Genomic DNA, 26,343 nt, shown 5'->3' with positions numbered 1-26,343 from the left:
GTTGAACGGCGAGGTCAGCTGCAGCATCGAGGGCAGCACGGGCGCGCCGTCGTGCTCGGTGGCGCCGATCGGGGTGGCCCGTAGCCGGGTGGTGGGGCACAGCAGCACGTCGCACGAGGCGCCGAGCCGGTCGAGCAGGCGCGGCCGATCCGGCGCCGGTCACGGCGGGCGTCGACGTAGACGTGGGCGGGCACCTCCGCGTGCGGGGCGAGCCGGGCGGCGGTCGCGGGCTGGTACTCGTCGCGGCGCTCGGTGAACCAGCGTCGGTGGGTCGCCCACGCCTCCGCGCCGGTGATCACCGGGTAGGTGGCGGCGAGCTCGGCGACGCCGGGCGTGTCCTGCCCCGCGACCGCGCGCCGAGCGCGGTGAGCGCATCCGCGGCGGCCCGCACGGCACGGCGCCGGCATCACCGGGTCGTGCGGGCGCCACCAGTCGTCGTCGGCGACGCCGATGCGGGGGCAGCACCGCGGCGGCCGAGGTGCCGGGCTCCCCGAGCGCGGTCCGGGCGACGGCGAGCGAGGCGGCGTCGGCGGCGAGCAGCCCGACGGTGTCGAACGACTCCGCCAGCGGGAACACCCGCTCGCCCGGGATCGCGCCGCGGCGCGCGGCTTGAGCCCGGCGACGCCGCACAGCGCGGCCGGGGTGCGCACACTGGCCCCGGTGTCGGTGCCGACCGCGAGCGCGAGGTGCCCGGCGGCGACGGCCGCGGCCGACCCGGACGAGGAGCCACCGGTGATCCGGGTCGGGTCGTGCGGTTGCGGGCCGGCCCGGTGGCGGCGACGTCACCGGTGGGGCCGTAGGCGAACTCGTGGGTGTGCAGCTTGCCGACGACGACCGCCCCGGCCGCCCGCAGCATCGTCACCACGGGCGCGTCCGCCGTCGCGGGGGCGGCGTCGGCCAGCAGCCGCGAACCGCAGCGGGTGGGCAGCAACCGGTCACGTCGACCAGGTCCTTGATCCCCACCGCGACGCCGTGCAGCGGGCCGAGCCTGCGCCCCGCCGCGGACAGCGCGGTCAGCTCGGCGGCGCGCTCGCGGCCCGCTCGGCGTCGAGGGTGACCACGCACCCGGTCGTGTCGGCGTCGAGCCGGACAGCACGTCGTCGACGTGCTCGGACGGCGACAGGTCGCCCGAGCCAGGGCCCGCAACAGATCGGGGAGCGGCAGCACGCGCTCAGCGTGCCGTCGCTCCCCGACTCCGACAACCGGTGATCAGCGCGCGGCCATCTCCCTGGCGATCTCGCGGGCCTCCTCCGGCGACGACGCCGACGGCTGCCCGTCACGCAGCGGACGGCGTGCCGTCTCGGGCAGGAACAGCAGCGTCACGACACCGATCACCCCGGCGGCGATCAGGTAGTAACCCGGCCACAGCAGGTCCCCGGTGGCGAGCACGACCGCGGACATCACCAGCGACACGGTGCCGGCGAACGCGGAGACGAAGATGTTGAACGCGATCGACAGGCCGCCGTAGCGGAGCTGGGTCGGGAACAGCGCCGGCAGCGTCGACGGGCCGGTGGCGGAGAAGCAGATCAGCAGCAGGCCCATGAGCAGCAGCCCGAGGAACACCGAGGGCACCGAGCCGTTCTGCATCAGCAGGATCATGGGGATGCCGAGCACGATCAGCCCGGCCGCCCCGGTCCACATGATCGGTTTGCGCCCGACCCGGTCGGAGAACCGCCCGAGCAGCGGAATCACCAGCACCGCCAGCCACAGCACCGCGATCTGCAGCCAGGACGACGTCGTGGAGTCGATCGAGGTGCCGCCGTGCTGGTCGACCGTGGTCTCCAGGTAGGTCGGCATGTAGCTGGTCAGCATGTAGGGCGTGTCTCCTAAAGTGCGCAACCAGGTGACGATGGCCTTCAGTGCAACTCCGCCGCGGTAGGTCAGGGCGAGTTTGTCGTAGCGGGTCGCGAGGCCGCGCCACTGCTTGACCTCGCAGAACCCGCGTTCGACGACGTTGCGGCCGCGGTAGTCGACCCGGTCGAACGCCGGTGGTCGGCCGCCGCGTGTGCCGCGTCGTTTCCGGTGTCCCTGCTGGTCAGCCGGCTCCGGGATGACCGCGACGATCCGTCGTCTGCGCAGGTGGGCGCGGATGGCGCGTGAGGAGTAGGCCTTATCTGCGCGGACCCGCTCGGGCCGGGTCCGCGGTCGGCCCGGACCGACCCGTCCGACGCTCAGATGTGACATCAGGTGCGCGAACATCGGGGCGTCACCGGCCTGTCCGGGGCCGACGAGTACGACCAGCGGGCGGCCGTGTCCGTCAACGAGCTGGTGGATCTTCGTGCCGAGCCCTCCGCGGGAGCGGCCCAAGGCGTGATCGGGCGGCTCGATCAGCAGATTCTTGTAGTTCGATCCGGCCCCCTGTGTCCCGCTGCAGGGTCGCGGCGTGTTGGTGAGCGCGGATGATCGTCGAGTCGACCGACACGGCCCAGTCCACGAGACCGGCGGAGTCGGCATCGGCGAGCAGAGCTGCGAGAACCTGGTCCCAGGTGCCGTCACCGCAGTAGCGGCGGTGGCGTTTCCATAGGGTCTGCCACAGCCCGAACTCGACCGGGACATCACGCCAGGCCAGCCCGCAGCGGAACCGGTAGATGATCCCCTCGATCACTCTGCGGTGATCGGCGAACGGGCGCCCTGGCATCCCGTCCGACGAGGGCAGTAACGGCTCGAGTCGGTCCCACTGGGCATCGGTCAGGACGGCACGGCGCGACACCTACTGATCATCGCGCAGGCCCGACCAGCCGGGTTAGGAGACGCGCCCTAGTTCGTGACGTTCCACGCGACCACGACGCCACCGACCAGAACGAAGGTCGGCAGGTACCTGGTGAAGATCAGCTTGAGCCCGTCCTTCACCTGGGTGCCCTCGCGCTCCTCGGACTCCGAGAGCAGGGTCTGGAAGGCCGGGGTCTCCTCCAGCTTCACCCGCAGGTAGACCCCCACGATGCCCAGCGGCAGCGCGACGAAGAACGGGATCCGCCAGCCCCAGCTCGACATGGCGTCCGGGCTGAGCAGCAGCGGCAGCACCGAGGCGATGGTGGCGCCCAGCGCGTAGCCGACGAAGGTGCCCAGCTCCAGGAAGCTGCCGAAGTACCCGCGACGCCGGTCGGGGGAGTACTCGGCGATGAAGGTCATCGCGCCGGCGTACTCGCCGCCGGTCGAGAAGCCCTGCAGGACGCGGTCGGCGACGAGCAGGATCGGCGCGGCCAGCCCGATCGAGGCGTAGGACGGGATGAGTCCGATCAGGAACGTGCCCAGCGCTATCAGGATGACCGTGATCGACAGGACCTTGGTCCGGCCGATGCGGTCTCCCAGCGGGCCGAAGAACAGGCCGCCCAGCGGGCGGAAGAAGAACGCGATCGCGAACGTCGCGAACACGGCCACCTGGGACAGCGGTCCGGGTGGGAAGAATTCGGCCTCGATGGTCGTGGCGAGATAACCGTAGACACCGAAGTCGAACCATTCGGTGATGTTTCCGACCGCGGCCGCCGCAACAGCGCGGCGCATGGTTGCCGGGTCGGTGACGGTGACGCCGTCCACCGTCCCCTCTGCTGTGTCGTCCACGTCGTTCCCCCTAACGACAGGGCACGTCACGGCGACGCTTTCGTCAGGAAACTGTCGGTCCGTGGCGTTCTGTCCGTTTCGTTGAATGGTTCTCCCCGACGTTAACGAGACCTCGCTCCCGGTGCCGGACGGGGCATGTCCGGTATCTGTGAGCGGAGTCATCCGATTCGGTGCTCCGGCAGGCGGGACAGTGCTTTTCCGGCGTGGGACCGTGGTCGGCGGGCGCAGGCAGCGCCCGTGGGACTCGCAAGCGCCGCGACTCCGCCCGGGTCATCCGGACCCGGTCACCGGACCCGGCGCGTGCCCGTGTGAGGAGGAGCCGTCATGGCTGTGTCGAGCGCCGTTTTCCTGTCGATCATCGCGAGCACGGGGGTGGGCCTGGCGGTCACCTCCGCGCTGGCCGCCTACGCCCAGCGCCACTGGAAGGGCTACGACCGCGACCACGGCGCCGCGTCCCCTCCCGGGGGCGCGGCGCCGTCGTGCGTTCAGCCCGTCGCGGCCAGGGCGAGACCGGCGTACACGGCGACCCCGGCCGGGAACGCCGCCTCGTCGAACACCACCCGGTTCGAGTGGTTCGGCGGCGCGAGGGCCGGGTCGACCGACGGCGGCCGTGCCCCCAGGAACGCCAGCGCGCCCGGCACCCGGTCCAGCACGTAGGAGAAGTCCTCCGCGCCCATCAGCGGATCCGGCATCGCGACGCAGGCCCCCCGGCCGAGGACCGCCTCCGCGACGCGCACCAGCCCGGCGGTCGCGCGGTCGTCGTTGCGGGTGACGGGGTAGCCCGGGTCGATCACCACCTCCGCCGTGCAGCCGTAGGCGAGCGCGGTGTGCCTGCAGTGCTCGGTCACCGCGTCGTGCAGCAGCGTCCGGACCGGCCGGGAGAGTGTCCGCAGCGTCCCGGTGAGCTCCGCGGTCTCCGGGATGACGTTGTCGGTGGTGCCCGCCTCGATCCGGGACACGGTGAGCACCGCGGACTCCGCCGGGCCGACCCGGCGGGTCAGCAGGGTCTGCAGGCCGCCGACCATCGCCGCGGCGGCGGGGACCGGGTCGCACGCGTCCTGCGGCGCGGAGGCGTGCCCGCCACGACCGGTCACCCGGACCCGCAGGACGTCCGCGGCCGCCATGATCGGCCCCGGGCGGTGGTGGAGCTGCCCGGTCGGCACCGTCGAGCTGATGTGCAGGGCGTAGGCCAGCTCGGGGTCCTCGTCGAGCACACCCTCGTCGATCATGTGCCGGGCGCCGTGGAAACCCTCCTCGCCCGGCTGGAACATGAACACCACCCGGCCGGCGATCCGGTCCCGCCGGTCGGCCAGGAGCCGGGCGGCCGAGGCGAGCATGGCGGTGTGGGTGTCGTGCCCGCACGCGTGCATGACGCCGGCGGTGTCCGAGGCGAAGTCCAGGCCGGTCCGCTCCGGTAGCGGCAGCGCGTCCATGTCGCCCCGCAGGAGCACCGTCGGTCCGGGACGCCCGCCGTCGAGCACCGCCGTCACCGAGGTGCAGGACGTGCCGGTGCGGGTCCGCAGGCCCAGCCCGTCGAGCGCCCGCAGCACCGCGTCCCGGCTCCGGGGCAGGTGCAGCCCGAGCTCCGGCGTGCGGTGCAGCTCCCGGCGCAGCGCGACCGTGCGCGGCTGCAGTGCGCGGGCGGCCCCGAGGAGGTCGCCGGGGAGTCCCGCGACCGAGGCGGGCGTGATGGCCATGGACCGATCGTCGCTGATCGGAGGCCGTCCGGCGCCCGCGGGCCCGGTGCGACCACGCGTACCTGGTCGTGGCGTGACTCACAGGCCCGGTGCGACGTACCGTTGGTGCGTGGCCACACAGAGCGTCGAGGCAGCCCCGGGTACCCGTGGCGCCGCCCTGCCCGGATTCGCGGTCGCCGCGATCCGGGAGGAGGGCCGTTGGCGCTGCGTCCGGCTGGGCTCCGAGGCGCTGGTCGACCTCGACGCGGCGATCACCGCGTTGCGCGCGCAGCGCTCCACCGGTGCTGTGCTGGGCCTGCTCGACGTCGACGACGAGTTCTTCGTCCTGCTCCGCCCGTCCGCGGGTGGGGTGCGGCTGCTGATCTCCGACGCGGTCGCCGCGCTGGACTACGACGTCGCCGCCGACGTGCTCGACCTGCTCCGCGTCGAGCTCCCGCCGGACGACGACGCGCTCGACGACGCCTGGCCCGAGGGCGACCTCGGCATCCTGGCCGACCTCGGCCTGCCCGCCGACGAGCTGGAGATCCTCGTCTCCGACCTCGAGCTCTACCCCGACGAGCAGCTGGACACCATCGCCCGCCGCTGCGGGTTCGCCGCCCAGCTGGACGAGCTCGTCGGCTCCTGAGTTGTTCCGCCCGGCCGACCGGCTCGCGCTGGGCCGAGCCCTGGACGTCGCGCGCGGTGCCGCGGCGACCGGGGACGTCCCGATCGGCGCGGTGGTGTTCGCCGCCGACGGCACCGAGCTCGCGGCGGCCTGCAACGCCCGTGAGGCCACCGGCGACCCGACCGCGCACGCCGAGATCCTCGCGCTGCGCGCCGCCGCGGCCGTCGTGGGCGAGTGGCGGCTGGCCGGGACGACGCTCGCGGTGACCGTCGAGCCGTGCACCATGTGCGCCGGCGCGATCGGGCTGGCCCGGGTCGAGCGCGTCGTGTTCGGGGCCTGGGAGCCCAAGACCGGTGCCGCGGGTTCGCTGTGGGACGTGCTCCGCGACCGCCGCCTCGCGCACCGGCCCGAGGTCGTCGGCGGGGTCCGCGCAGGTGAGGCCGCCGCCCTGATGCGCGGGTTCTTCGGTCGGACCCCGTGCGCCGGATGCGACTGACCCTCTTGTACCGTTGTCGGCGGTAGCGTGTCCGAGCGGCCGAAGGAGCGCGCCTCGAAAGCGCGTGAGGTTCACGCCTCCGTGGGTTCAAATCCCACCGCTACCGCTGGTCGGAGGGCCGGATCCCCGGGTCGGGGGTCCGGCCCTCCGACGTCGTCGGCGATGAGTTCCCGGCGGCGCGGCGGTCCCAGGCAGCAGTCGATGATCTGCCCACCGCCCGGGAGGCCCCCGTGTCCGAGGTCTGGAAGCTCGTCCACGCCGAGCGTGCCGCACTGCTCGCCGACCTGCGGGAGCTCCCCGAGGACCGGTGGGACACGCCGTCGCTGTGTCCCGGATGGACCGTCCACGACGTGCTCGCGTACCTCGTCGACACCGCCCGGACCACCCGGACCCGGTTCGTCCTGGGCATGCTGCGCGCCCGGATGGACTTCGACCGGCAGAACGCGGCCGGCGTCGCGCGCGAACGCGGCGCCACCCCCGCGCAGACCCTGCGCCGGTTCGCGGCCTGCCTGCCGCTGACCGCCACGCCGCCCGCTCCGCCCGCGACCCGCTGGGTCGAGATGGTGGTGCACGGCGAGGACATCCGGCGTCCGCTGGGGATCGCCCGGCACTACGCGCCCGTCGCGGTCGCCGGCGCGCTGGCGCTGCAGGCCCGCACGTCGGCGTCGTTCGGGGGTGCCCGGGAGACCGTCGCCGGTCTCCGCCTGACGGCGACCGACTCCGACCTCGTGATCGGTTCCGGCACGGAGGTGACCGGGACGGTGCTCGCCCTGCTCCTCGCGGTCTCGGGGAGGCCGGTGCGGCCGGGAGAGCTCGACGGCCCCGGCGCGGCCGTGCTCGCGCGGGCGGAGTGATCTCCGCCCGTCTCAGCCCGTGGTCCGACGCCGTGGATCGTTCCCGGCTCCGATGTGGCCGACCCCCTCCGGCGGGGACAGTGGGTGCACACCCCCACACGAGGAGCTGGAGATGACCACGATGACCGTGACCCCGGAGCCCACCCGGCCCGGCGACCCGGACGCCTACCCCGTTCTCACCGTCCTGATGCTGATGCTCGGCGGGTTCGTCCTGCCCGTCGTCGGCTGGCTCGCCGGTGTCGTGATGCTCTGGACCGGTCGCTCCTGGACGGTCGGGGAGAAGTGGCTCGGCACGCTGGTGTGGCCGGGCATCGTCGCGGTCCCGGTGCTGGTGCTGGCCGCCGGCTTCGTGGCGACCCCCGAGCCCGGCGCCGCGCACTGGGCGATCGTCGCGGCCGGGCTCGTCGGTGTCCTGGGCGCCCTGGTCGTGCTGCCCTGGACCTTCGTCCGGCTGCTGCGCGCCGGCCGTCGCACCTCCTGACGGGGGTGGTCATGCCGGACACCCCCAGGTCCCGCGCCCGTCGCCCGGGAGTTCCGGCGGCGGGCGCGGCCGTTCGGCGGCCGCGCCGGACCGATCCGATCCGCCGGTCGGATCACCCGTACGAGTGGTTCGTGGCCCGGCGAGACAACCGCCCTCTGCGGACTTCGGGGCGGCGCGTCGTCCGCATCTGCGGGTAAGGGAACCCTCAGTGCTAAGTCGTTGACCTGCGAATCAGTCGATCTCCCGTGGTACGACCAGCGGTTTTCTCTCCACAGGTGTCGCGCGTACCGACGCGTATCCGTCGAATCAGACGCGTCGTTGATCGCCCGAATGCCCCGCGGACGTCCCCCGCTCCCCGCTCCGGACGCCCCTCGGGTCGTGCACCGCAGCACAGTCGGAGAGGACAACGATGCCCGCTCACAGCGCCACCGCCCCCGAGCGCCCGGCGTCCGGGGACGGCCGCAAGAACGTCAGCCGCCGCCGGTTCCTCGGCTACCTGGTCGCGGCCCCCACGCTGGTCGTCGCGGCCGAGATCGGGCGCCAGACCTACTTCCCCGGTGTTCCGCAGGCCAACGCGGCCGCGATCCCGTCGCCGCCCCTGCCCGCCGAGCTCTACGACCTGCTCGACCTCCTCCGGGACTCGATGCGCCCGACCGCGAACCTCATCCGGATCGAGGTCAACCGGGACGGCACGGTCTCGTTCGCCATGCCGCGCTCGGACAACGGCCAGGGCATCATCACCTCGACGCAGATGATCATTGCGGAGGAGATGAACCTGGATCCCGACCAGGTCATCGTCACGCTGGCCGATGCGCGCCCCGAGCTGGTGTTCAACCAGCTGACGGCCGGCTCGAGCACGACCTTCTCCACCTACACGCCGATCCGGGTGGCGGCCGCGCTCGCGCAGAAGCGGCTGCTCGACGCGGCCGCGAACGAGCTCCGCCAGGACGTCAACGTGCTGCGCAGCCGCCAGGGCCTCATCACCGGCAACAACGGTGAGGAGCTGCCGTTCGGCGAGCTCACCGAGCTGGCGTCGAGCGGGGTCAACGAGGCCGTCGACGTCGTGCTGAAGGACCGGGAGCAGTTCACCGTCATCGGCACGGCGCGGACGAAGTCCGACGCCCGCGCGATGGTCACCGGCAAGAAGCAGTTCGCCACCGACCTCGCGATCCCGGACGCGCTGCCGACCGTCATCTGCCGCGGCCCGAACCTGAACTCGGCACCGCAGGGTGCGAACAACATCGACGAGGTCCGGGGCATGCCGGGCGTCACCGACGTCGTCGAGATGTCGACGGGTGTCGCGGTCCGCGCGAAGACCTTCGGCCAGGCCATCGACGCCGTGAACGCGCTCGACGTCAACTGGGACGGCGGCACGGTCGAGGGTGAGAACGACCGCTCGGTGCTGGAGAAGGTGCGGGCCGGCGAGCTGCCGCTGGCCGTCCCGCAGGTCCCCGGCGAGACGGTCGAGGGTGACTTCACCTTCTACTTCCGCAGCAACTCCTCGCTGGAGACGAACTGCGCGATCGCCGACGTCCGGGGTGGCACCGCCGAGATCTGGGGTCCGGCGAAGAACCCGATCGCCGCGCAGGCCGAGATCGCGAAGAAGCTCGGCATCGCGCAGAACGCGGTCACCTTCCACGTCATCGAAGGGGGCGGGTCCTTCGGCCGCAAGCTCTTCTTCGACGCGGCGGAGGAGGCGGCCGAGGTCTCCCAGCTCATGGGCAAGCCGGTGAAGCTGATGTGGACCCGCGCCGACGACTCCCGCCAGGGCCGTACGCACCCCATGGCCACCTGCCGGGTGCGTGCCCAGGTCAGCGGCGACGCCGTCTCCAGCTTCGAGATCCGGCACACGAGCGTCGCGACGGAGGGCAACCCCGGCCTCGGCGAGGCGATCACTGCGGCGGCCCAGAAGGCACCGGGCGGCAACTACACGGTCTCGCAGACCCTGTACCTCACGACGCAGACCAACCCGTACAACGTCGGTGTCGCGACCTCGCTGCTCAACGAGGTCGACATGCGCTTCAACACCTCGTCGATGCGCAACATCTACTCCCCGGACACGGCGACCGCGCGTGAGCTGATGGTCGACCGCGTCGCCGAGAAGATGGGCAAGGACCCGTACGAGTTCCGGTCCGCCTACACCAAGCTGACCCGCTGGAAGAACGTCGTCGACCGGGCCGCCCAGGAGGCGGACTGGGGCAAGTCGATGCCCGCGGGCACCGCCCAGGGCATCGCGATGCACGTCGAGTACAAGGGCGTCGCCTGCGCCGTCGTCGAGCTCGACTGCCGTCCCGAGACCGTCAACCGGAAGATCCGGTCCGCCCGTACCGGGCCACGCGTCACGAAGATCACCTACGTCGTCGACGTCGGCCTGATCATCAACTCGCGGGGCCTGGAGGCCCAGATGATGGGCGGGATCAACGACGGCATCGCGATGACCCTGACCTCGGGTCTGCATCTCGAGGACAGCCACTTCATCGAGGCCAGCTGGGACAACTACTTCTACACCCGGCAGTGGAACACCCCGCCCGAGATGAACATCGTGCTCATCGAGGACTCCGAGGCCCCCGAGCCCGGTGGTGCCGGCGAGTTCGGGGTGGCGGCGACCTGCGGGGCGATCGCGTGTGCCTACGCCCGGGCGACCGGGACGGTGCCGACCGAGTTCCCGATCCTGCACAACGAACCGCTGCCGTTCGAGCCGTACCCGACGATCCCGCCGATTCCGCCGTCGCCCACCAACGGCCTCGACTTCGCCCGCTGAGGAGACTGACATGGGTTCCCACACCTTCACGGTGAACGGTGAGAAGGTCACCGTCGACGTCGAGGACGACGTCCGCGTGCTCTGGGTCCTGCGTGACCTCCTCGGGGTGACCGGCCCCAAGTACGGCTGCGGGATCAACGTCTGCAAGGCCTGTACCAGCCACATCAACGGCAAGGCGTTCAACCCGTGCTCGGTGCCGGTCGGCGCGATCTCGGAGTCCGACGAGATCACCACGATCGAGGGGCTGTCGAACGGCGACGAGCTGCACCCGATGCAGCAGGCGTGGATCGACAAGGACGTCGCGCAGTGCGGCTACTGCCAGCCCGGTCAGATCATGGCCGCGGTCGACCTGGTGAAGCGGTGTGCGGCCGAAGGGCGTTCGATCGACGACGAGGCCCTCGACGAGATCCGCAACATCTGCCGGTGCGGCACCTACAACCGCATCCGCGAGGCGATCAAGGCCGGCGCCGACAACATGTGAGCCCGTGCGGCGTGCTCCGTACGCCGTAGTTCGTTGGGCCGTTAGTGTGAACGGTCTGCTCCCCCGCAATCGAAGGACGGATTCGATGAAGAACCGGATGCGGCGATCGCTGATCGCCGTCGGCGCCCTCACCGCCGTGGCGTTCCCGCTGGCCGGGATCGCCGCCGCCGACACCGGCGACGCCCACGGCTTCCCCAGCACCCAGAGCCCGACCCAGGGCCTCGACGCGGTGGGAGCCACCGTCGAGACCTTCGGGGCGAGCTTCCTCGACGCCGCCGACACCTTCTCGCCGTCCAACCGGCCGGACGGCGTCAACGGCACCGACACCGAGATCCCGCAGGCCGACCCCCGCTTCGTCGAGGGTCCGGTCGGTGGACTGGTGAAGGACGGACCCTTCGAGTAAGAGGTCGCGCGGATTGGTCACAGCTTGGCCGCGGTCGAGTGTCTGGGGGCGAGGGCGGGTACGGGCCTGCCGATCATGAAGTTATCTACGCTTCGTGATCGTCTGGAGGCCGCGTGCCCACCCTGCCATCATGGCTGACCGAGCCGTTGTGGGACCAGTTCACCGCGCTGCTGCCTCATCGAGACGAGTTCGATCCCACCCATCCGCTGGGCTGCCATCGCCGCCGGATCGCGGATCGGATCGTGTTCGACAAGCTCCTGCAGGTACTGCGGTTCGGCTGCTCGTATGAGGGCATCGCTGACAGCACCTGCTCGGCGACCACCATCCGCGATCGTCGTGACGAGTGGATCAGGCTCGGGGTCTTCGCCCAGCTGCGTCGGATCGTCCTGGACGCCTACGACCGCATCGTCGGTCTGCTGCTGCACGACATCGCCGTCGATGGCGCCATCACCAAGGCCCCCGGCGGCGGCGAGGTCGCCGGTCCGTCGCCGGTGGACCGGCGCAAACAGGGTATGAAACGTTCGGTGCTCGTCGAGGGATACGGCATCCCGCTGGGCCGAGTCCTGGCCGGAGCCAACCGGCACGACTCCCCGCTACTGGGCCCCACCCTCGACCGCCTCGATGCTCTCGGCCCGCTGCCCGACGACATCACCGTGCACCTCGACGCCGGCTATGACTCCGGCAAGACCCGCGACACGCTGGCCGAACGAGGCCTGCACGGCGAGATCGCGCACAAGGGTGAGAAAGCGCCGATCCAGGCCACCCGCCGCTGGCACGTCGAGCGGACCAACGCTTGGCACAACAGCTTCAACCGGCTGCAGCGCTGCTACGAACGACGAGAAATCGTCGTCGACGCGTTCTTCGACCTCGCCGACACGATCGTCACACTCCGTAGCTTGATTCGGCAGGCCTGGACCACACACCGCTGGAACGCCCGACCTGCACGACGTCCATGATCACCAACCAATCCGCGCGACCTCTAAGGGGCTCCCCGGCGGCAGGGCCGGCACTCCTCACGGGGTGCCGGCCCTGCCGTCGTTCCCGGGTCAGTGCAGGACCTTCAGCCCCACCACTCCGGCGACGATCGCCAGCAGGCACAGCAGCCGCGCCGTGGTCGCCGGTTCGCCGAGGGCGGCCATGCCGTACAGCGCGGTGCCGACCGCGCCGATGCCGACCCACACGACGTACGCGGTGCCGACGGGCAGGTCCCGCAACGCCAGGGCCAGTCCGCCCATGCTCAGGGCCAGCGCGCCCGCGAACAGCAGCGACGGGCCGAGCCTGCTGAACCCGCGGCTCTGCGACAGCGCGGCGGCCCACACCGTCTCCAGCACACCGGAGACCACGAGGTAGATCCATGCCATGACGAGCTCCTCCCGGAGGGGATGCGTCGTCTTGGCGTTCCGGGTACGGCGCGTCTCGTCCGGGGACGCCACCGGTGGGCGGGTCCGGTACCAGGATGGACGATCCCCGGTCACGGGGCGAGCGATGGTGACCGGTCGGACCGTCCCCTACCGTCGTCGGCATGCTGGTCGTCGGCTCGATCGTCCTGCGCGTCACCGACCTCGCGCGGCAGGTCCGGTTCTGGAGCGCGGCGCTCGACTACGAGGCCCGCACCCCGTCCGACGACGACTTCGTGCTCCTCCGCCCGCGGCGCGGCCGCCCCGGCCCGAACGTGTCGCTCGACGTCGCCCCGGCCGAGCGGGCCCTGCCGCCGCGCATCCACCTGGACCTCTACGCCGACGACCAGCGGGCCGAGGTCCGGCGTCTGGTCGCCCTCGGCGCGCAGGAGGTCCCGTGGCGGCACCGGCCGGCCGACGCCGACTACGTGATCCTGCAGGACCCGGAGGGCAACCGGTTCTGCGTCGTCGACGGCGGGGACCGGCGCGCCCCGGCCTGAGGACGGACGGGGCCGGCCCCGGCTACCGGTCGAGGCCCACCACGACACCGAGCACGACCAGCGCGATGCCGATCGTGGCGTTCAGGGCCCGGTGCTCGGCCAGGATCGCGACGAACTCGCGCAGGGTGGCGCTGGGCCGGTAGTACCGGGCGGTCGGCGAGCCGACGACCTGGCCGTCCACCCCGGCCCGGCGAGCGGTCAGGGCGGCCCGGAAGGCGTGGAAGTCGTTGGTGACGACGGCGCACCGGGGATCGGGCACCCGTTCGGCCATGAGCGCCAGGCTGAACACGAGGTTCTCCCGGGTCGTCCGCGACCGGTCCTCGCGCAGGATCCTCTCCGACGGCACACCCCGGGCGACGAGGTGGTCGGCCATCGCCACGGCCTCGGCGACCGGCTCGTCGGGGCCCCGGCCGCCGGAGGTCACCAGCATCGGGTCGCCACCGCGCTCCCGTTCCCGCTCCCACAGGGCCGCCGCACGGTCCAGACGGGAGGCGAGCAGCGGCGGCACCACACCGCGGACGAGCCCCGACCCGAGCACCACGACGAAGTCGACCCCGGGACGGAACCCGACGCTGCGGTAGACGACGGCGTAGGCCAGCAGGCTGCACAGCAGGAAACCGAGGTAGGCCGCCAGCAGCAGCGTCACGTAGGTGACCGTGGTCAGGAACCGGTTCTCCAGACGCAGCGTGAGCGGGACGAGCACCACGACCGCGAGGCAGGCCAGACCCGCGAGCAGGGACAGCAGGTTCGCCGGCCGTCGTCCCTCCCTGCGCGTCATGACGATGCCGTTGACCAGCAGGAAGCCCGTCAGCACGAGCACGAACACGCCCAGCAGCGCCGCGACGAGCGCCGTCGCCAGGTCGACGACGCCGACGTCGAACCGGGGGAGCTCGGCGATCAGCGCCATCAGGAGCAGGACCACCGCCGTGCCGCCGGCCACCGCGTTGCGGAACCGCCGTCGCTCGACGAGCACGCCGACCACGCACAGCGCCGCCGACAGCGCGGCCAGCGCCACCAGGACACCGGCAGCCGTCACCGGGCCACCCGCGTCCGGTCCGGGACGGGGCGACGGCGACGGAGCCACACCGCGACCACGACACAGCACACGATCGCGAGCAGGACCGCGACGTCGACCGCGGTCGTCCCGCTGTCGCGGGCCGGGGCGGCCGGATCGGCCTGGAGGTTCTGCACCGCGTTCCAGACGGTGTGGAAGGAGCAGGCGGCCCACAGCCCACCCCGGCCCAGCGAGATGACGCCCAGCAGGGCGCCCAGCGCGACGGTCGTCGCCACGTAGACGACGGTGGCGCCGGAGTTGAACGAGTGGCACAGGCCGAACACGACCGAGCTGAACGCGACGGCGACACCGCTGCCGAACCCGGTGCGCACCGTGCCGAGCAGGTAGCCGCGGAACAGCAGCTCCTCGGTGGAGGCCTGCACGGCGGTCGCGGCGAGTACGAGTACCAGGGCGAACACCCCCGGGATCGCGGTGGCCCCGTCCGGGGCCTGCCCGTCACCACCACCGTCGTCGCCGGCGACGAGCGCACCGGCGACGGCGGCCACCGCGAGGACCAGCAGGGCCAGCAGCCCCGCACCCAACACCGCCCGGACCGGCCGGCGGACGGGGACCCCGAGGCCCGACGGCCCCCGGCTCTCCCACAGCCGCAGCCACAGCACGAGCAGGACCAGCGACACGCCGAAGGGGACGACCAGCTCGGTCGCCTGCCACAGTCGCATCCCGTCGGACGGGGGCGCCGGCGGACGCACCGCCACCCAGAGGAACTGGCCCGCGAACACCGCAGCCACGACGACCACCGTCGCCACCGCGGCGCGTCCCCAGCGGCTGTCCCCGGCCCGCGTGCGGTTCTCGCCGGTCATCGGTCCTCCTCGTGGTGACGGGCCGCCGCTCGTGCGGTCGCGCCCGTCCGATCATGGCGCTCGGTCGACCGCCCGGCGGGAAGAATGCACGTCCGGGTGACCGTCGTCGGCCCGCGCCATCCGTGCGGGTGACCACCAGGAGATGCTGCGCCACAACCACCCCACCGGTCCGTACCGGAAACGCCGCAGCCACCGGCGGCTCAGGACGACCTGGAGCGTGAGGATCGCCGCGGCGAGGGGCAGCAGAGCGCGGTACCCGTCCGGACCGGAGAACGCCGGCACCGTGGTGAGCAGCACGACCAGCACCGTCGCCGTGAGGTAGTTCGTCAGGGCGAGGCGCCCGAGCGGGGCGAGGACCGACGTCACCCACGGCCCGACGGGGGAGGCCGTCAGCAGGACCAGAGCGCTCGCGTACCCCACGGCCATGACGAGCCCGGCGGTCGAGGACGCGTGGTCGAAGCCGCTGTACTCGATGGTGTCGACCTGGATGCTCAGCAGCGGCACCGCCACGACGACCGCCCCGGCCAGCACGGCGGCCCACACGGCCCGGTTCGGCGCCGCGATCGCGTGGTGCAGGCCGTAGCGGGCGGCGGCGAACCCCAGCAGGAACAGACCGGGGACCAGGAGGAGCCCGCCGCTGGTGAACGCGAGCGCCAGTCCCGTCGCGACGGCTCCGCCGAGCGCGATCACCGGGCGTGGCAGCCAGGTCGCAGGGAGCAGCACGACCGTGCCGACGATCGCGTACGGGAGCAGGGCCTCGCCGGGCTGCAGGAGATGGTGGGCGGCGCCGAGCACGCCGAGGGCGAGCAGCCGGCGCAGCAGTACGAGCCGCGGGCGGGCGGTCCGGCGGGCGGCCCCGTCCAGGAACAGTGCCGTGCCGAGTCCGAACAGGAACGAGAACAACGGGAAGAAGCGCTGGTGCGCGGTGAGCTCCAGCCACTGGGGGATCGTGCCGCGCCAGGGGCCCGCGTCGAGCGGGAGCTCGGCGATCGCGGGCATGTTGACGAGCAGGATCCCGCACAGGGCCAGCCCGCGGAGGGCATCGAGGGCCTCGACCCGGCCCGGGGCGGCGGTCGTCCGGGCCGTGGGGGCGCCCACGTCTGTTCGGTCCATGTGTCCAGCGTGGCGGTCGTGCCGCGGGCGCGGATCGGCCCGCGGGCCGATCCCGGCCGTGGGCAGGTCGTACTTTCGGCCGGCGGGTCCCTCCCGTCCGCGAAACGGGGTGACCACGCGTCCTCCCGGTGCGACGCTGCGCCGATGCCACCGACCCGGACCGAGCTGCTGCGCCGGCAGTTCCACCTGACCTGGGCGCTGTTCGAGTACCACCTCGACCGGCTGCACGACGAGGACATGCTGTGGGAGCCGGCGCGCCTGTGCCGGACCGTGCGCCGGTCCGACGACGGGACCTGGCTCCCCGACTGGGCGGACACGGAGCCCGACCCGGTCCCCGTGCCGACCGTCGCCTGGGTCACCTGGCACATCGGTTGGTGGTGGTCGGTGGCGACGGACCACCTGCGGGGCAGGCCGCCGCGGGACCGCACCGACGTGGTGTGGCCCGGCGACGCCGCGTCGACGGTCGCCTGGATGCGCGCACTGCACGACGGGTGGACGGCCGTGCTGGACGGCCTGGCCGACGACGACCTCGCGGCGGGGGCGACGTTCCCGTGGGGGGAGGGCGCGGACATGACCGTCGGGGACACCCTGGCCTGGGTGAACACCGAGCTGACCAAGAACGTCGCCGAGATCGGGCAGCTGCGGCTGATCCGGGCCGCGCGGTGACGCGGCCGGACCGCGGCCCGGTGCCGTCGTCCCGGCCCACGCGAGCGGTTCGTGGGCCGGGGCGGGACCGGCCCCACCCGGAGCGGCCCCCGCCCTAGCTCCGCAGGCCGCCCGACGCGGTGAGGCGCTCGCCCGTGACCCATCCGGAGGCGTCACCGGCGAGGAACAGCGCCACCCGCGCGAGGTCCTCGGGCCTGCCGAGGCGACCCAGCGGGGTACGTCCGATCATCTCGGTCTCGGCGTCGCTCCCCATGAAGCCGCTGGCGTGGATGCCTTCGGTCTCCACTCCACCCGGAGCCAGGGTGTTGACCCGGATCCCCCGGGGACCGAGCTCGGCCGCGAGGACCCGCGTCAAGGCGTCGACGGCGCCCTTCGTCGCGGCGTACACCGACATCCCGGGTACCGCCCGGGCACTGTCCAGCGAACCGATGTTGAGAATCGAACCACCGTCCGGCCCGAAATGCCGCAAGCTCGCCCGGATCATGAGGATCGTGCCGACGACATTGATCGAGATCTGTCGGTCGATCTGTTGTCGGGTGTAAGAGCGCCCGGCAAATGAGGTCGTGGGGGTGTCGTTGCAGGTAGAGGCACGGACTCTCCAGGCGACCATCAGGACATCAGCAATCCCATGATCACTTGCAGGTCCGTGTCTCTACCAACACCGACACACGGCCACCTCTACTGCCGGACGCTCTAAGAGGTCGTTTCAGAACGACTTGTCGAGTTTCCATTGACCCCTCGACGACAGATCAAACGGCAGGTCAGATAGCCGCTTGTCGTCTACAACAGACACGTCGACCTCGTTCTGAAATGACCTCTAAGACGAAATCCCGCGCGGGCCGGCGGGGAATTGGGCTCCCGGATGCGCTGGTGGAACTGTTGAAGAGGCATCGCGAAGCGCAGGCGCAGGAACGCGCCGCCGCCTGCGAGATGTGGGACGAGGGCGACTACGTCTTCACCAGTCCGACGGGGCGCCCGCTGAATCCGTCCACGGATTACCACCGCTGGAAGAAGTTGCTCGACAGAGCAGGCGTCCCGGAACGCCGGCTGCACGATGCCCGGCACACCGCGGCGACCGTGCTGCTCCTGCTCGGAGTTCCGGAGCGCACCGTCATGTCGGTCATGGGGTGGGCGAGCACCGCGATCGCGGCCCGCTATCAGCATGTGGTTGCAGCAGCGCGGCGAGACGTGGCGGTCCGTGTCGGCGACCTGATCTGGAAGCCGAACGAAGGTGGGGGAGGGGCGTCACCGGCCGCCTGAGGGGGCCGACTGCAACCACAACTGCAACCACAACGCCGAACGCCGGGGGCTCCGCGTGGGAGCCGCCCGGCGTTCTGGCTGTTCAGGCTGGCGGAGGATACGGGATTTGAACCCGTGAGGGATTGCTCCCAACACGCTTTCCAAGCGTGCGCCCTAGGCCACTAGGCGAATCCTCCGCGGAAGAGGTTACGCGACGCTCCCGGTGATCCGTCGCGGCCCCCTCACGTCCCGGCGGGGTCGTCCGTGGCACACTGTCCGTGGACCCCGTGCGGCGTCCATCCTGTGAACTCCCCCAGGGCCGGAAGGCAGCAAGGGTCAACAGGCTCTGGCGGGTGCGCGGGGTCCCCTTCTGTCTCCGAGCGGGTCCCGGAAGTGTCGGACCCCCTGGGTAGCCTTCTCCTCGTGGCTCTGGCTCTGTACCGCAAGTACCGCCCGGCCAAGCTGGCCGACGTCGTGGGGCAGGAGCACGTCACCGAGCCCCTGGCCACCGCCCTCACCGCGGGGCGGATCAACCACGCGTACCTGTTCTCCGGGCCGCGGGGCTGCGGGAAGACGTCCTCCGCCCGCATCCTGGCGCGCTCGCTGAACTGCGAGCAGGGGCCGACGCCCGACCCGTGCGGCGTCTGCAACTCGTGCATCGCGCTCGCTCCCGAGGGATCGGGCAGCATCGACGTCGTCGAGCTCGACGCCGCGTCCCACGGTGGCGTGGAGGATGCGCGTGAGCTGCGGGACCGGGCCTTCTACGCACCGGCCGAGTCGCGCTACCGCGTGTTCGTCGTCGACGAGGCGCACATGGTCACCACCCAGGGCTTCAACGCGCTGCTCAAGATCGTCGAGGAGCCGCCGGAGCACCTGGTCTTCGTGTTCGCGACGACGGAGCCGGAGAAGGTGCTCCCGACGATCCGGTCGCGGACCCACCACTACCCGTTCCGGTTGATCCCGCCCGGGACGATGCGCGCGCTGCTGGAGCGGATCTGCGGCGAGGAGCAGGTGACCGTCGCGCCGCCGGTGTTCCCGCTGGTCATCCGCGCGGGGGGTGGCTCGGCCCGGGACACGTTGTCGGTGCTGGACCAGCTGCTCGCCGGTGCCGGTCCGCAGGGCGTGACCTACGAGCGGGCGGTCGCACTGCTGGGGGTGACCGACTCCGGCCTGATCGACGACACCGTCGACGCGCTCGCCGCTGCCGACGGTGCGGCCGTCTACGGTGCGGTGGACCGCCTCGTCGAGGCCGGGCACGACCCGCGCCGGTTCGCCTCGGACCTGCTGCAGCGCTTCCGTGACCTGATGCTCGTGCAGGCGGTGCCCGACGCCGCGGAGCAGGGCCTGGTCGACGGCGCCGAGGACGAGCTGTCCCGGATGGCCGACCAGGCCGCCCGGCTCGGCCCGGCGACCCTCACCCGCTACGGCGAGATCCTGCACCAGGGGCTGATCGAAATGCGCGGGGCGACCGCGCCGCGGCTGCTGCTGGAGCTGCTGGTCGCCCGGATGCTGCTCCCCGCGGCCACGACGTCCGACGGCGGGCTGCTCGAACGCCTGGAGCGCATCGAGCGGCGCAACGCCATCGCGCCCGACGCCGCCCCGTCCGACGGCGGCGGCGCCACGCGGTTCGTGCGGCCCAGCGAGCGCCCGGCGGCTCCGGAGCCGGCCGGTGGTGCGTCGTCGCGTTCCGCCGAACGCGAGGCCGGCGCCCCGGCGTCCGTGCCGGCACCCTCCCGGCCCGCCGAGCCCGCACCGGGTCCCGCCGCCCCGGAGGCCGCGGGGACCCGGCAGGAGGCGGGCGCGGCGCGTGCCGCGGAACACGACGACAGCCGGGCCACGGCCACCGCAGCTGCTCCGGCGGCGGCCTCCGGTGCGGACCGGAGCGGCGACGCCCCGGACCGGGACGGTGCGGACCCCGGCCGAGGCCCCGCGTCCGACGAGGCCGGGGACCGTCCGCCGGGCGCCCCGGCACCCCACGCCGACGGGGCGACCGGACCACGCGGACACGGGAGCGCGCCGACGCAGGCAGCGGCGGCCGCTGGCACGGAGTCCGGCGCGGGGCGTTCCGCGGAACGCGCTCCCGCCACCGCGGGCCCCGGTGCGCCCTCCGAAGCGACCGGCGTCCCGGCCCCGACGGACGGCGCAGGTGCGGACGGCCCGGCCGCAGAGGGTCGGCCGGCGGACGACCGCAGGGCGGACGGGCCGGGAGCGGGCGGGGCCGAGGAGCCCGCTGCGCAGGAGGCCCCACCCCGCCGGCCCGCGCCGCCCCGCGACGGCGCCCCCGCCGACGCCGTGCCCCCGGAATCGGCACAGCCGGTCTCGTCGGCGTCGTCGCTGGACGCGACGGCGGTCCGCCGGGTCTGGCCGGAGATCCTGGCCGCTGTGCGTCAGCGCAGCCGCAGCACCGAGGCGCTGCTGGTCAACGCCACGGTCCGGGCGGTCGACGGCGACACCCTGGTCCTCGCGATCGGCGCCCCACCGCTGGCCCGGCGGCTGTCCGAGGCGCGCAACACCGACGTGATCGCCGACGCGCTGCGTGCCGTCCTCGGGGTCCAGTGGCGGGTCCACTGCGACACCGGGGAGGCGGCGACCGCGCGTCGCGCCGCACCGGAACGCGCGCAGCGCTCGGTGCCGCAGCGACCGTCGCAGCGTGACGCGCCGCAGCGCGAGCAGGGCGGGCGGCCCGCTCGCCGTCCTGCCGGCGGCTCGGACGTGCCGCTGCCGCCGGAGCCGCCGCCGGAGGACGCGCCGCCGGACCCTCGTGACACCGGACCGCAGGGGGGCGACGGTCCGGGCGCACGACCGGCCCCGGTACGGAACCAGGCCGCCGAGGAGGAGGACATGCTCGCCGAGGCCGCGGCCGAGGCGGCGTCACCGGGCGCCCGTCGCGACCCCGAGGCCGCGGCGCTGGAGATCCTCACCTCGCACCTGGGAGCACGCACGATCGACCCGCGCTGACCCCGCGGCTGAGGTGGGCGGTGGGTCAGCGACCCAGCTGCGTCAGCACCGCCGCGGCCACCGCCGCCGCGATCCGGTCCCGGCCGGCCGGGTCGGTGAGCACCGCGGCGTCGGCGGCGTTGCGCATGTTGCCCGCCTCCACCAGTGCGGTCGGCACCGTCGAGGAGTTCAGGCCGGCCAGGTCGTCACGGCCGTCGAGCCCGTCGCGGCCGATGTAGCCGGCCGGGGCGAACCCGGCCGAGCGCAGTGCGTCCCGCAGCCCGGTGGCCAGACGCCGCGACGCCGGGCCCGTGCCGTGCACCGCGGGTTCGGCGTAGGCGACGTGGAACCCGCGGGCCGAGGCCGCCGCCCCGTCCGCGTGCAGCGACACCGCCAGCGCCGCGCCGGCCCGGCCGCCCGCCGCCGCGCGGGCGTCGACGCAGGGGCCGACGCCCTCGTCGTCGGGGCGGGTGAGCGCCACCCGCACCCCGGCGGCCTCCAGCCGGGCCCGCACCCGGCCGGCCAGGTCCCAGGTGAAGGTGTGCTCGGCATAGCCGGCGTTCGTGGAGGTGCCGGTCGTGTTGCACGGTTTGGTCCCGCCGCGCCCGTCGGGGACCGGTCGGTTCACTGCGGCCGGATCCGCGGCGTTGCCGCCGTTGTGCCCGGGATCGAGCAGCACCACCGGGGCGGGCACCGGCGCCGGGGTGGCCGGCAGGGAGCGGGTCGTCGCGGCCGGGACCGGGGTCGCCCCGACCGCGGGCGGGGCGGCCGGGGACCCCCCGCACCCCGCGCACAGCAGTGCGACGACGACCGGGAGGGCGACGGTGGCGGAACGGATCAGGGCGCGCACGGTCGGTCAGCCTGACACGTCTACGCTGGGAGAAGGACACGTCCGCGCCGGCCGCGCCGGGGAAGCCCCCGATCGCGCGAGCCGGACCCGACAGCGAGGGGTACGCGTGCAACCCGGTCAGCCCGACATGCAGATGATCCTGCAGCAGGCCCAGAAGATGCAGCAGCAGCTCCAGCAGGCGCAGGCCGAGCTCGCGACCGCCGAGGTCACCGGCCAGGCCGGGAACGGGCTGGTCGAGGTCACGGTGACCGCGGGGCTGGAGCCGCGCTCGGTCCGGATCGACCCGAAGGTCGTGGACCCGGAGGACGTCGAGACCCTGCAGGACCTCGTCGCCGGGGCGCTCGCCGACGCGGTCCGCCGCGCGCAGGAGCTGCAGCAGGAGAAGATGGGCCCGCTCGCCGGCGGCCTCGACATGGGCGGCCTGGGCCTCCCGGGCGCCTGAGGTGTTCGAAGGACCGGTCCAGGACCTGATCGACGAGCTGGGGCGGCTGCCCGGGGTCGGTCCGAAGAGCGCCCAGCGCATCGCGTTCCACCTGCTGGCCGCGGACCCGGCCGACATCAACCGGCTCCAGGAGGTCCTGCAGACGGTCAAGCAGGGCGTCGCCTTCTGCGACGTGTGCGGCAACGTGTCGGCCGAGACCCGGTGCCGGTACTGCTCCGACGCGCGTCGTGACCCGACGCTGGTGTGCGTGGTCGAGGAGCCCAAGGACGTCCTCGCCGTCGAGCGGACCCGGGAGTTCAAGGGCCGCTACCACGTGCTCGGGGGTGCGCTGGACCCGCTGGCCGGGATCGGCCCGGACACGCTGCGGATCCGCGAGCTGCTCGCGCGGCTCGGCGGCACCGGTCCGGCGACCGACGAGACCGAGATCTCCGAGGTCATCATCGCGACCGACCCGAACACCGAGGGTGAGGCGACCGCGACCTACCTGGTGCGGCTGCTGCGCGACTTCCCCGGCCTGAGCGTCACGCGACTCGCATCCGGCCTGCCGATGGGCGGCGACCTGGAGTTCGCCGACGAGATGACGCTCGGTCGCGCGCTCGCCGGCCGGCGCGCCCTCTAGGATCCGGACCGCCCGCCCGCCCGCCGGTCGGCGGGCCCGCCGGGCCACCGACACGGAACGGGCCGGCCCGTCCGGGGCCCGTGCCCCGGTCGTGACCGGCCGCCCGGCGCAGCAACCCCCCGTCGCTGCGCCGTCCTTCCTCATGGGACCCGTGAGTGCGGGCGCGTGCACCCGGTCGCTGTCACGGCTCCTTCGGCGAGCCTCAGTCGGTGTCCTCGTCACCCCACGCGTCCACGTGGTGCGACCGGCCGTGGAGCTGGCGCTGCCTGCGCTCCCACTCCCGGCGCCGCTGCTCGGCGATCCGGCGCCACGCCTCACTCTGGCGCCGGTCGGTCACCCCGATCACGATCGCCGAGACGACCAGCGTGGCCAGCCCCGCCAGGGCCACCGCCACCAGCGCGATCACGGCGACCACCGCCCGGTACGGGCGCTGTGGTGCGTGCCTGTGTGCGGCACCTGCGTCCTGCGGATCATGTCCATCTCCCTTCGTGTGTCGCGGTCGGTCCGTGGCCCCCGGTCGCGACGGTCGGTGTGTCCGCCGTCACGTCCGGGTGACTCCAGGATGCACGACGACACGCTCTCGTGCAATTGCAGACGCGGGGGATTGCACGAATCTGTAGATTGCACGGCGGGGCCAGGAAGGGGGCGCGAGGTGGAGCAGGAGCCGACCGGTGCGCGCCGGCGCCTGGGTGCCGAGCTGCGCAGGCTGCGCGTCAACGCCGGTCTGAAGCTGGAGGACGCCGCGGGCGGTGTCGGCTGCTCGACGTCGAAGATCAGCAGGTTGGAGAACGGCAAGGGGGTGCCGCGCCCCGCCGACGTCGCCGCGCTGGTCGAGGTCTACGGCGGTGTCGCCGGCGTCGAGGCGGAGATGCTCGACCGTCTGGTCGCCGAGAGCCGTACCCGTGGCTGGTGGGAGCCGTTCACCGAGGGGCTGCGCAGCGACCCGCACTTCCTGCCCTCGCCCGGGCGCTACGCGGCGGCCGAGACCGATGCGACGGCCGTCGCCGCGTTCGACCTGACGGTGCTGCACGGGCTGTTGCAGACACCCGCCTACGCCGACGCAGCGCTGCGGGCCCGGCTCCCCGGACGTCCGGACTGGGAGATCGACCAGCTCGTCCGGCTGCGCGGGCGTCGTCACGAGGCGCTCACCGCGACCCCGCCGCTGGTGCTCGACGCGGTGGTCGACGAGGCCGTACTGGCACGGGCGACAGGCGGGCCCGCGGTCATGGCCGAGCAGCTCGACCGGCTGCTCGCGCTCGCCGTGCTCCCCGGCGTGTCGGTGCGCGTGCTCCCCTTCGGCGCCGGGCCGCAGCGCGCGCACGCCGGCCGGTTCGCGATCCTGACGGTCCCGGACGCGCTCGGCCCCGACCTCGTCCACACCGAGGGGCATGCGGGGGAGACCTTCCTGGAGTCGCCCGCCGACCTGCGCACCTACCGCGAGGTCTTCGACGAGGTCCGGGCCGCGGCGCTCGGCGAGGACGCCTCGCGGGCCGTGGTGGCGCGTCACCGCGACGCCCACCGGGCGTCGGCCGCCGCCGGTCCGGACGAACGGGACGTGCGTACCAGTTCGTAGCACTATCGTGACGCAAGGGTCTACCGGTTGGTAACGGACCGCTATAGGTTTCCCCGTCATCAGGGGTCCTCACGCACACATCGGGGGGGCGGCTCTGCCGACGAGGGGACCGGAATGCGCAGACGGTGGATGACGGCGGTCATGGCGGGCGTGCTCGCAGTAGGCATGACCGCCTGCGCGAGCTCGGAGCGCGGAGCGGGCGGCGACGCCGCCGGGGGGACGTTCGTGTTCGGTGCCGCCGGTGCACCGAAGAACTTCGACCCGATCTTCAACGACGACGGCGAGAGCTTCCGCCCGGCGCGCCAGATGTTCGACACGCTGATCACGTACAAGCCCGGGACCACCGAGCTCGAGCCCGGCCTGGCGACCGAGTGGACCTCCACCCCGGACGGCAAGACCTGGACGTTCACCCTCCGCGAGGGGGTCACGTTCCACGACGGCACCCCGCTCGACGCCACCGCGGTGTGCGCGAACTTCGACCGCTGGTTCAACATGGCCGGCGCCGCCGCCCAGAGCCAGATGATCTACTACGGCGACGTCTTCGAGGGCTTCGCCAAGAACGAGGGCGACGCCTCGGGTGCCCCGCTCTACAAGTCCTGCACGGCGCAGAGCCCGAACACCGCGGTCCTCGCGCTGAACAAGTTCAAGGGCGCGTTCCCGGCCGCCTTCGGCCTCACGTCGTTCTCGATCTCCAGCCCGGCGGCGCTGAAGCAGTACGACGCCGACGCCGTCACCCAGAGCGGTGACTCGTTCACCTACCCCGCCTACGCGAACGAGCACCCGACCGGCACCGGGCCGTTCAAGTTCGAGAGCTTCGACAAGGCGAACAACACGATCACCCTGGTCCGCAACGACCAGTACTGGGGCGAGAAGGCGAAGCTCGACCGGCTCATCTTCAAGATCATCCCGGACGAGAACGCCCGCAAGCAGGAGCTGGCCGCTGGCACCATCGACGGCTACGACTACCCGTCCCCGGCGGACTACCAGACCCTGAAGGACCAGGGTGACCAGGTACTGATCCGCCAGCCGTTCTCGCTGCTCTACATGGGCATCAACACCAAGAACAACCCGAAGCTGGGGGACCTGCGGGTCCGCCAGGCCCTCGCCTACGCCATCGACCGCGAGTCGCTGGTCCGCACGAAGATGCCCGAGGGCTCCGCGGTCGCGAAGGAGTTCGTGCCGCCGACCGTCGCGGGCTACGCGGACGACGTCACGCAGTACCCGTACGACCCGGAGAAGGCCAAGCAGCTGCTCGCCGAGGCCGGTGCGCAGAACCTGACGCTGAACTTCTACTACCCCACCGAGATCACCCGGCCCTACATGCCGAACCCGGCGGACCTGTTCTCGGCGATGTCGGCGAACCTGCAGGCCGTCGGCATCACGGTGAACCCGGTCGCCCGGCCCTGGAACGGCGGCTACAAGGACGACGTCCAGAAGGCCGGCAAGCACGACCTGCACATGCTCGGCTGGACCGGTGACTACAACGACGCCGGCAACTTCGTCGGCACCTTCTTCGGCCGGGAGAAGGCCGAGTTCGGTCCGCAGGACCCGGCGATGTTCGCCGAGCTGGCCAAGGCCGACTCCATCCCGGACCCGGCCGGTCACGCGGCCGCCTACGAGCAGGCCAACAAGGACATCATGGCCAAGTACCTGCCGGCCGTGCCGATCCTGACCACCGGGCCGGCGATCGTCGTCGGACCGGACGTGCAGGGCGTGATCCCGTCGCCGCTGACCGACGAGCGCTTCGTCTCCGTCAGCAAGAACTGACCGTGCCCCGGGCGCCGCGGAGATCCCGCG

Annotated in this window: 25 protein-coding genes, 2 tRNA genes, 1 other RNA gene, 3 pseudogenes and 1 riboswitch; of the genes and pseudogenes, 18 read left to right on the top strand and 13 right to left on the bottom strand. The window is 72.8% G+C overall.

The annotated features are described in order from the left end of the window. Nucleotides 1–14: 14 nt before the first annotated feature. The 5 genes and pseudogenes from KPF47_RS40820 to KPF47_RS11620 all read right to left on the bottom strand — a co-directional run bounded on the left by KPF47_RS40820 (nucleotide 15) and on the right by KPF47_RS11620 (nucleotide 5,255). A pseudogene (locus KPF47_RS40820) lies at nucleotides 15–1,096 on the bottom strand (amidase family protein). 113 nt (nucleotides 1,097–1,209) lie between these two features. After that, nucleotides 1,210–1,797 (bottom strand): annotated as a pseudogene (locus KPF47_RS11635) (MFS transporter); the annotation flags it as partial. A gap of 21 nt (nucleotides 1,798–1,818) precedes the next feature. Beyond that, nucleotides 1,819–2,710 (bottom strand): annotated as a pseudogene (locus KPF47_RS11630) (IS5 family transposase); the annotation flags it as partial. A 47-nt stretch (nucleotides 2,711–2,757) separates the two neighbouring features. Next, entirely contained in the window at nucleotides 2,758–3,558 is an 801-nt protein-coding gene (locus tag KPF47_RS11625) for an MFS transporter (protein ID WP_308015380.1), read from the bottom strand. A gap of 485 nt (nucleotides 3,559–4,043) precedes the next feature. Continuing rightward, nucleotides 4,044–5,255 carry a M20 family metallopeptidase gene (locus KPF47_RS11620; RefSeq protein ID WP_224388862.1) on the bottom strand — a complete coding sequence of 404 codons (1,212 nt, stop codon included), beginning with the start codon at nucleotides 5,253–5,255 and terminating at the stop codon, nucleotides 4,044–4,046. A 109-nt stretch (nucleotides 5,256–5,364) separates the two neighbouring features. Here KPF47_RS11620 and KPF47_RS11615 point away from each other — a divergent pair, with 109 nt between their 5' ends. The 9 genes from KPF47_RS11615 to KPF47_RS11575 all read left to right on the top strand — a co-directional run bounded on the left by KPF47_RS11615 (nucleotide 5,365) and on the right by KPF47_RS11575 (nucleotide 12,291). Next, complete coding sequence (locus KPF47_RS11615; protein WP_224388860.1) at nucleotides 5,365–5,880, top strand: tRNA adenosine deaminase-associated protein; 516 nt, start codon at nucleotides 5,365–5,367, stop codon at nucleotides 5,878–5,880. Between the two features lies 1 nt (nucleotide 5,881). Then, a complete protein-coding gene (locus KPF47_RS11610) occupies nucleotides 5,882–6,355 on the top strand; it encodes a nucleoside deaminase (protein ID WP_224388858.1) in 474 nt (157 codons plus the stop codon). Between the two features lie 21 nt (nucleotides 6,356–6,376). Continuing rightward, nucleotides 6,377–6,461, top strand: a tRNA-Ser gene (locus KPF47_RS11605). A 124-nt stretch (nucleotides 6,462–6,585) separates the two neighbouring features. Then, entirely contained in the window at nucleotides 6,586–7,209 is a 624-nt protein-coding gene (locus KPF47_RS11600) for a maleylpyruvate isomerase family mycothiol-dependent enzyme (protein WP_224388856.1), read from the top strand. Nucleotides 7,210–7,321: 112 nt separating this feature from the next. Beyond that, nucleotides 7,322–7,690 carry a hypothetical protein gene (locus KPF47_RS11595; RefSeq protein ID WP_224388854.1) on the top strand — a complete coding sequence of 123 codons (369 nt, stop codon included), beginning with the start codon at nucleotides 7,322–7,324 and terminating at the stop codon, nucleotides 7,688–7,690. 409 nt (nucleotides 7,691–8,099) lie between these two features. Then, nucleotides 8,100–10,451, top strand: coding sequence for a molybdopterin cofactor-binding domain-containing protein (locus KPF47_RS11590; protein WP_224388852.1), 2,352 nt, complete (start codon nucleotides 8,100–8,102; stop codon nucleotides 10,449–10,451). 10 nt (nucleotides 10,452–10,461) lie between these two features. After that, nucleotides 10,462–10,932: a (2Fe-2S)-binding protein gene (locus KPF47_RS11585; protein WP_224388850.1), complete on the top strand. Its 471-nt coding sequence runs from the start codon at nucleotides 10,462–10,464 to the stop codon at nucleotides 10,930–10,932. A 97-nt stretch (nucleotides 10,933–11,029) separates the two neighbouring features. Next, a complete protein-coding gene (locus tag KPF47_RS11580) occupies nucleotides 11,030–11,335 on the top strand; it encodes a hypothetical protein (RefSeq protein WP_224388848.1) in 306 nt (101 codons plus the stop codon). 113 nt (nucleotides 11,336–11,448) lie between these two features. Then, complete coding sequence (locus KPF47_RS11575; RefSeq protein WP_224386276.1) at nucleotides 11,449–12,291, top strand: IS5 family transposase; 843 nt, start codon at nucleotides 11,449–11,451, stop codon at nucleotides 12,289–12,291. Nucleotides 12,292–12,381: 90 nt separating this feature from the next. On the opposite strand, the gene KPF47_RS11570 is transcribed toward KPF47_RS11575, so the two are convergent. Next, on the bottom strand, nucleotides 12,382–12,696 hold the full coding sequence (locus KPF47_RS11570) for a multidrug efflux SMR transporter (protein WP_224388846.1): 315 nt from the start codon (nucleotides 12,694–12,696) through the stop codon (nucleotides 12,382–12,384). Nucleotides 12,697–12,716: 20 nt separating this feature from the next. Continuing rightward, a riboswitch (guanidine-III (ykkC-III) riboswitch) is annotated at nucleotides 12,717–12,782 on the bottom strand. 75 nt (nucleotides 12,783–12,857) lie between these two features. On the opposite strand from KPF47_RS11570, the gene KPF47_RS11565 reads away from it, so the two are divergent. Continuing rightward, nucleotides 12,858–13,232: a VOC family protein gene (locus KPF47_RS11565; protein WP_224388844.1), complete on the top strand. Its 375-nt coding sequence runs from the start codon at nucleotides 12,858–12,860 to the stop codon at nucleotides 13,230–13,232. A 22-nt stretch (nucleotides 13,233–13,254) separates the two neighbouring features. Here the strand turns inward: KPF47_RS11565 and KPF47_RS11560 are convergent, their stop codons facing one another. From KPF47_RS11560 to KPF47_RS11550, 3 genes are read right to left on the bottom strand one after another with little or no spacing between them, the layout of a single operon-like run. Continuing rightward, entirely contained in the window at nucleotides 13,255–14,268 is a 1,014-nt protein-coding gene (locus KPF47_RS11560; protein ID WP_224388842.1) for a YdcF family protein, read from the bottom strand. After that, a complete protein-coding gene (locus KPF47_RS11555; protein ID WP_224388840.1) occupies nucleotides 14,265–15,107 on the bottom strand; it encodes a CPBP family intramembrane glutamic endopeptidase in 843 nt (280 codons plus the stop codon). Before KPF47_RS11555 ends, KPF47_RS11560 begins: the two co-directional genes overlap by 4 nt. Nucleotides 15,108–15,158: 51 nt before the next feature. Further along, nucleotides 15,159–16,205, bottom strand: coding sequence for a DUF418 domain-containing protein (locus KPF47_RS11550; RefSeq protein ID WP_224388838.1), 1,047 nt, complete (start codon nucleotides 16,203–16,205; stop codon nucleotides 15,159–15,161). Nucleotides 16,206–16,364: 159 nt separating this feature from the next. Here KPF47_RS11550 and KPF47_RS11545 point away from each other — a divergent pair, with 159 nt between their 5' ends. Next, nucleotides 16,365–16,886: a DinB family protein gene (locus tag KPF47_RS11545; protein ID WP_224388836.1), complete on the top strand. Its 522-nt coding sequence runs from the start codon at nucleotides 16,365–16,367 to the stop codon at nucleotides 16,884–16,886. Between the two features lie 94 nt (nucleotides 16,887–16,980). On the opposite strand, the gene KPF47_RS11540 is transcribed toward KPF47_RS11545, so the two are convergent. Beyond that, on the bottom strand, nucleotides 16,981–17,496 hold the full coding sequence (locus tag KPF47_RS11540) for an SDR family NAD(P)-dependent oxidoreductase (RefSeq protein WP_224388835.1): 516 nt from the start codon (nucleotides 17,494–17,496) through the stop codon (nucleotides 16,981–16,983). Nucleotides 17,497–17,696: 200 nt separating this feature from the next. Between KPF47_RS11540 and KPF47_RS11535 the strand changes: the two genes are divergently transcribed. Further along, nucleotides 17,697–18,146, top strand: coding sequence for a tyrosine-type recombinase/integrase (locus tag KPF47_RS11535; RefSeq protein WP_224388833.1), 450 nt, complete (start codon nucleotides 17,697–17,699; stop codon nucleotides 18,144–18,146). 88 nt (nucleotides 18,147–18,234) lie between these two features. Here KPF47_RS11535 and KPF47_RS11530 read toward each other — a convergent pair. After that, nucleotides 18,235–18,322, bottom strand: a tRNA-Ser gene (locus tag KPF47_RS11530). 80 nt (nucleotides 18,323–18,402) lie between these two features. Between KPF47_RS11530 and ffs the strand changes: the two genes are divergently transcribed. Beyond that, an RNA gene (gene ffs / locus KPF47_RS11525) (signal recognition particle sRNA small type) lies at nucleotides 18,403–18,497 on the top strand. Nucleotides 18,498–18,548: 51 nt separating this feature from the next. Beyond that, entirely contained in the window at nucleotides 18,549–21,083 is a 2,535-nt protein-coding gene (locus tag KPF47_RS38610) for a DNA polymerase III subunit gamma and tau (protein ID WP_308015379.1), read from the top strand. Nucleotides 21,084–21,108: 25 nt separating this feature from the next. On the opposite strand, the gene KPF47_RS11515 is transcribed toward KPF47_RS38610, so the two are convergent. Beyond that, nucleotides 21,109–21,912, bottom strand: a complete 804-nt coding sequence (locus KPF47_RS11515) for an N-acetylmuramoyl-L-alanine amidase (protein WP_224388831.1) — start codon at nucleotides 21,910–21,912, stop codon at nucleotides 21,109–21,111. Between the two features lie 127 nt (nucleotides 21,913–22,039). Between KPF47_RS11515 and KPF47_RS11510 the strand changes: the two genes are divergently transcribed. Together KPF47_RS11510 and recR are read left to right on the top strand one after the other, a co-directional pair. Further along, a complete protein-coding gene (locus tag KPF47_RS11510) occupies nucleotides 22,040–22,354 on the top strand; it encodes a YbaB/EbfC family nucleoid-associated protein (RefSeq protein WP_060713646.1) in 315 nt (104 codons plus the stop codon). A gap of 1 nt (nucleotide 22,355) precedes the next feature. Continuing rightward, nucleotides 22,356–22,973 carry a recombination mediator RecR gene (gene recR, locus KPF47_RS11505; RefSeq protein WP_224388830.1) on the top strand — a complete coding sequence of 206 codons (618 nt, stop codon included), beginning with the start codon at nucleotides 22,356–22,358 and terminating at the stop codon, nucleotides 22,971–22,973. Nucleotides 22,974–23,175: 202 nt separating this feature from the next. Here the strand turns inward: recR and KPF47_RS11500 are convergent, their stop codons facing one another. Further along, nucleotides 23,176–23,379 (bottom strand): hypothetical protein, encoded by a 204-nt coding sequence (locus KPF47_RS11500; protein ID WP_224388828.1) that lies wholly within the window; start codon nucleotides 23,377–23,379, stop codon nucleotides 23,176–23,178. 246 nt (nucleotides 23,380–23,625) lie between these two features. Here KPF47_RS11500 and KPF47_RS11495 point away from each other — a divergent pair, with 246 nt between their 5' ends. Beyond that, entirely contained in the window at nucleotides 23,626–24,546 is a 921-nt protein-coding gene (locus KPF47_RS11495; protein ID WP_224388826.1) for a helix-turn-helix transcriptional regulator, read from the top strand. Nucleotides 24,547–24,660: 114 nt separating this feature from the next. Then, nucleotides 24,661–26,313: an ABC transporter substrate-binding protein gene (locus tag KPF47_RS11490; RefSeq protein WP_374108829.1), complete on the top strand. Its 1,653-nt coding sequence runs from the start codon at nucleotides 24,661–24,663 to the stop codon at nucleotides 26,311–26,313. Nucleotides 26,314–26,343 lie beyond the last annotated feature (30 nt).

This window comes from Pseudonocardia sp. ICBG1293, from assembly GCF_020131355.1.
Lineage (GTDB): Bacteria > Actinomycetota > Actinomycetes > Mycobacteriales > Pseudonocardiaceae > Pseudonocardia.
This window is presented reverse-complemented; position numbering and strand designations above follow the sequence as displayed.

Coding starts and splice junctions, on each gene's coding strand:
- KPF47_RS11595 (WP_224388854.1), top strand. CDS start 7,322: ATGACCACGATGACCGTGACCCCGGAGCCCACCCGGCCCGGCGACCCG.
- KPF47_RS11590 (WP_224388852.1), top strand. CDS start 8,100: ATGCCCGCTCACAGCGCCACCGCCCCCGAGCGCCCGGCGTCCGGGGAC.
- KPF47_RS11545 (WP_224388836.1), top strand. CDS start 16,365: ATGCCACCGACCCGGACCGAGCTGCTGCGCCGGCAGTTCCACCTGACC.
- KPF47_RS11555 (WP_224388840.1), bottom strand. CDS start 15,107: ATGACCGGCGAGAACCGCACGCGGGCCGGGGACAGCCGCTGGGGACGC.
- KPF47_RS11490 (WP_374108829.1), top strand. CDS start 24,661: ATGCGCAGACGGTGGATGACGGCGGTCATGGCGGGCGTGCTCGCAGTA.
- KPF47_RS11620 (WP_224388862.1), bottom strand. CDS start 5,255: ATGGCCATCACGCCCGCCTCGGTCGCGGGACTCCCCGGCGACCTCCTC.
- KPF47_RS11580 (WP_224388848.1), top strand. CDS start 11,030: ATGCGGCGATCGCTGATCGCCGTCGGCGCCCTCACCGCCGTGGCGTTC.
- KPF47_RS11565 (WP_224388844.1), top strand. CDS start 12,858: ATGCTGGTCGTCGGCTCGATCGTCCTGCGCGTCACCGACCTCGCGCGG.
- KPF47_RS11510 (WP_060713646.1), top strand. CDS start 22,040: ATGCAGATGATCCTGCAGCAGGCCCAGAAGATGCAGCAGCAGCTCCAG.
- KPF47_RS11540 (WP_224388835.1), bottom strand. CDS start 17,496: ATGGTCGCCTGGAGAGTCCGTGCCTCTACCTGCAACGACACCCCCACG.
- KPF47_RS11585 (WP_224388850.1), top strand. CDS start 10,462: ATGGGTTCCCACACCTTCACGGTGAACGGTGAGAAGGTCACCGTCGAC.
- KPF47_RS11570 (WP_224388846.1), bottom strand. CDS start 12,696: ATGGCATGGATCTACCTCGTGGTCTCCGGTGTGCTGGAGACGGTGTGG.
- KPF47_RS11535 (WP_224388833.1), top strand. CDS start 17,697: ATGACCTCTAAGACGAAATCCCGCGCGGGCCGGCGGGGAATTGGGCTC.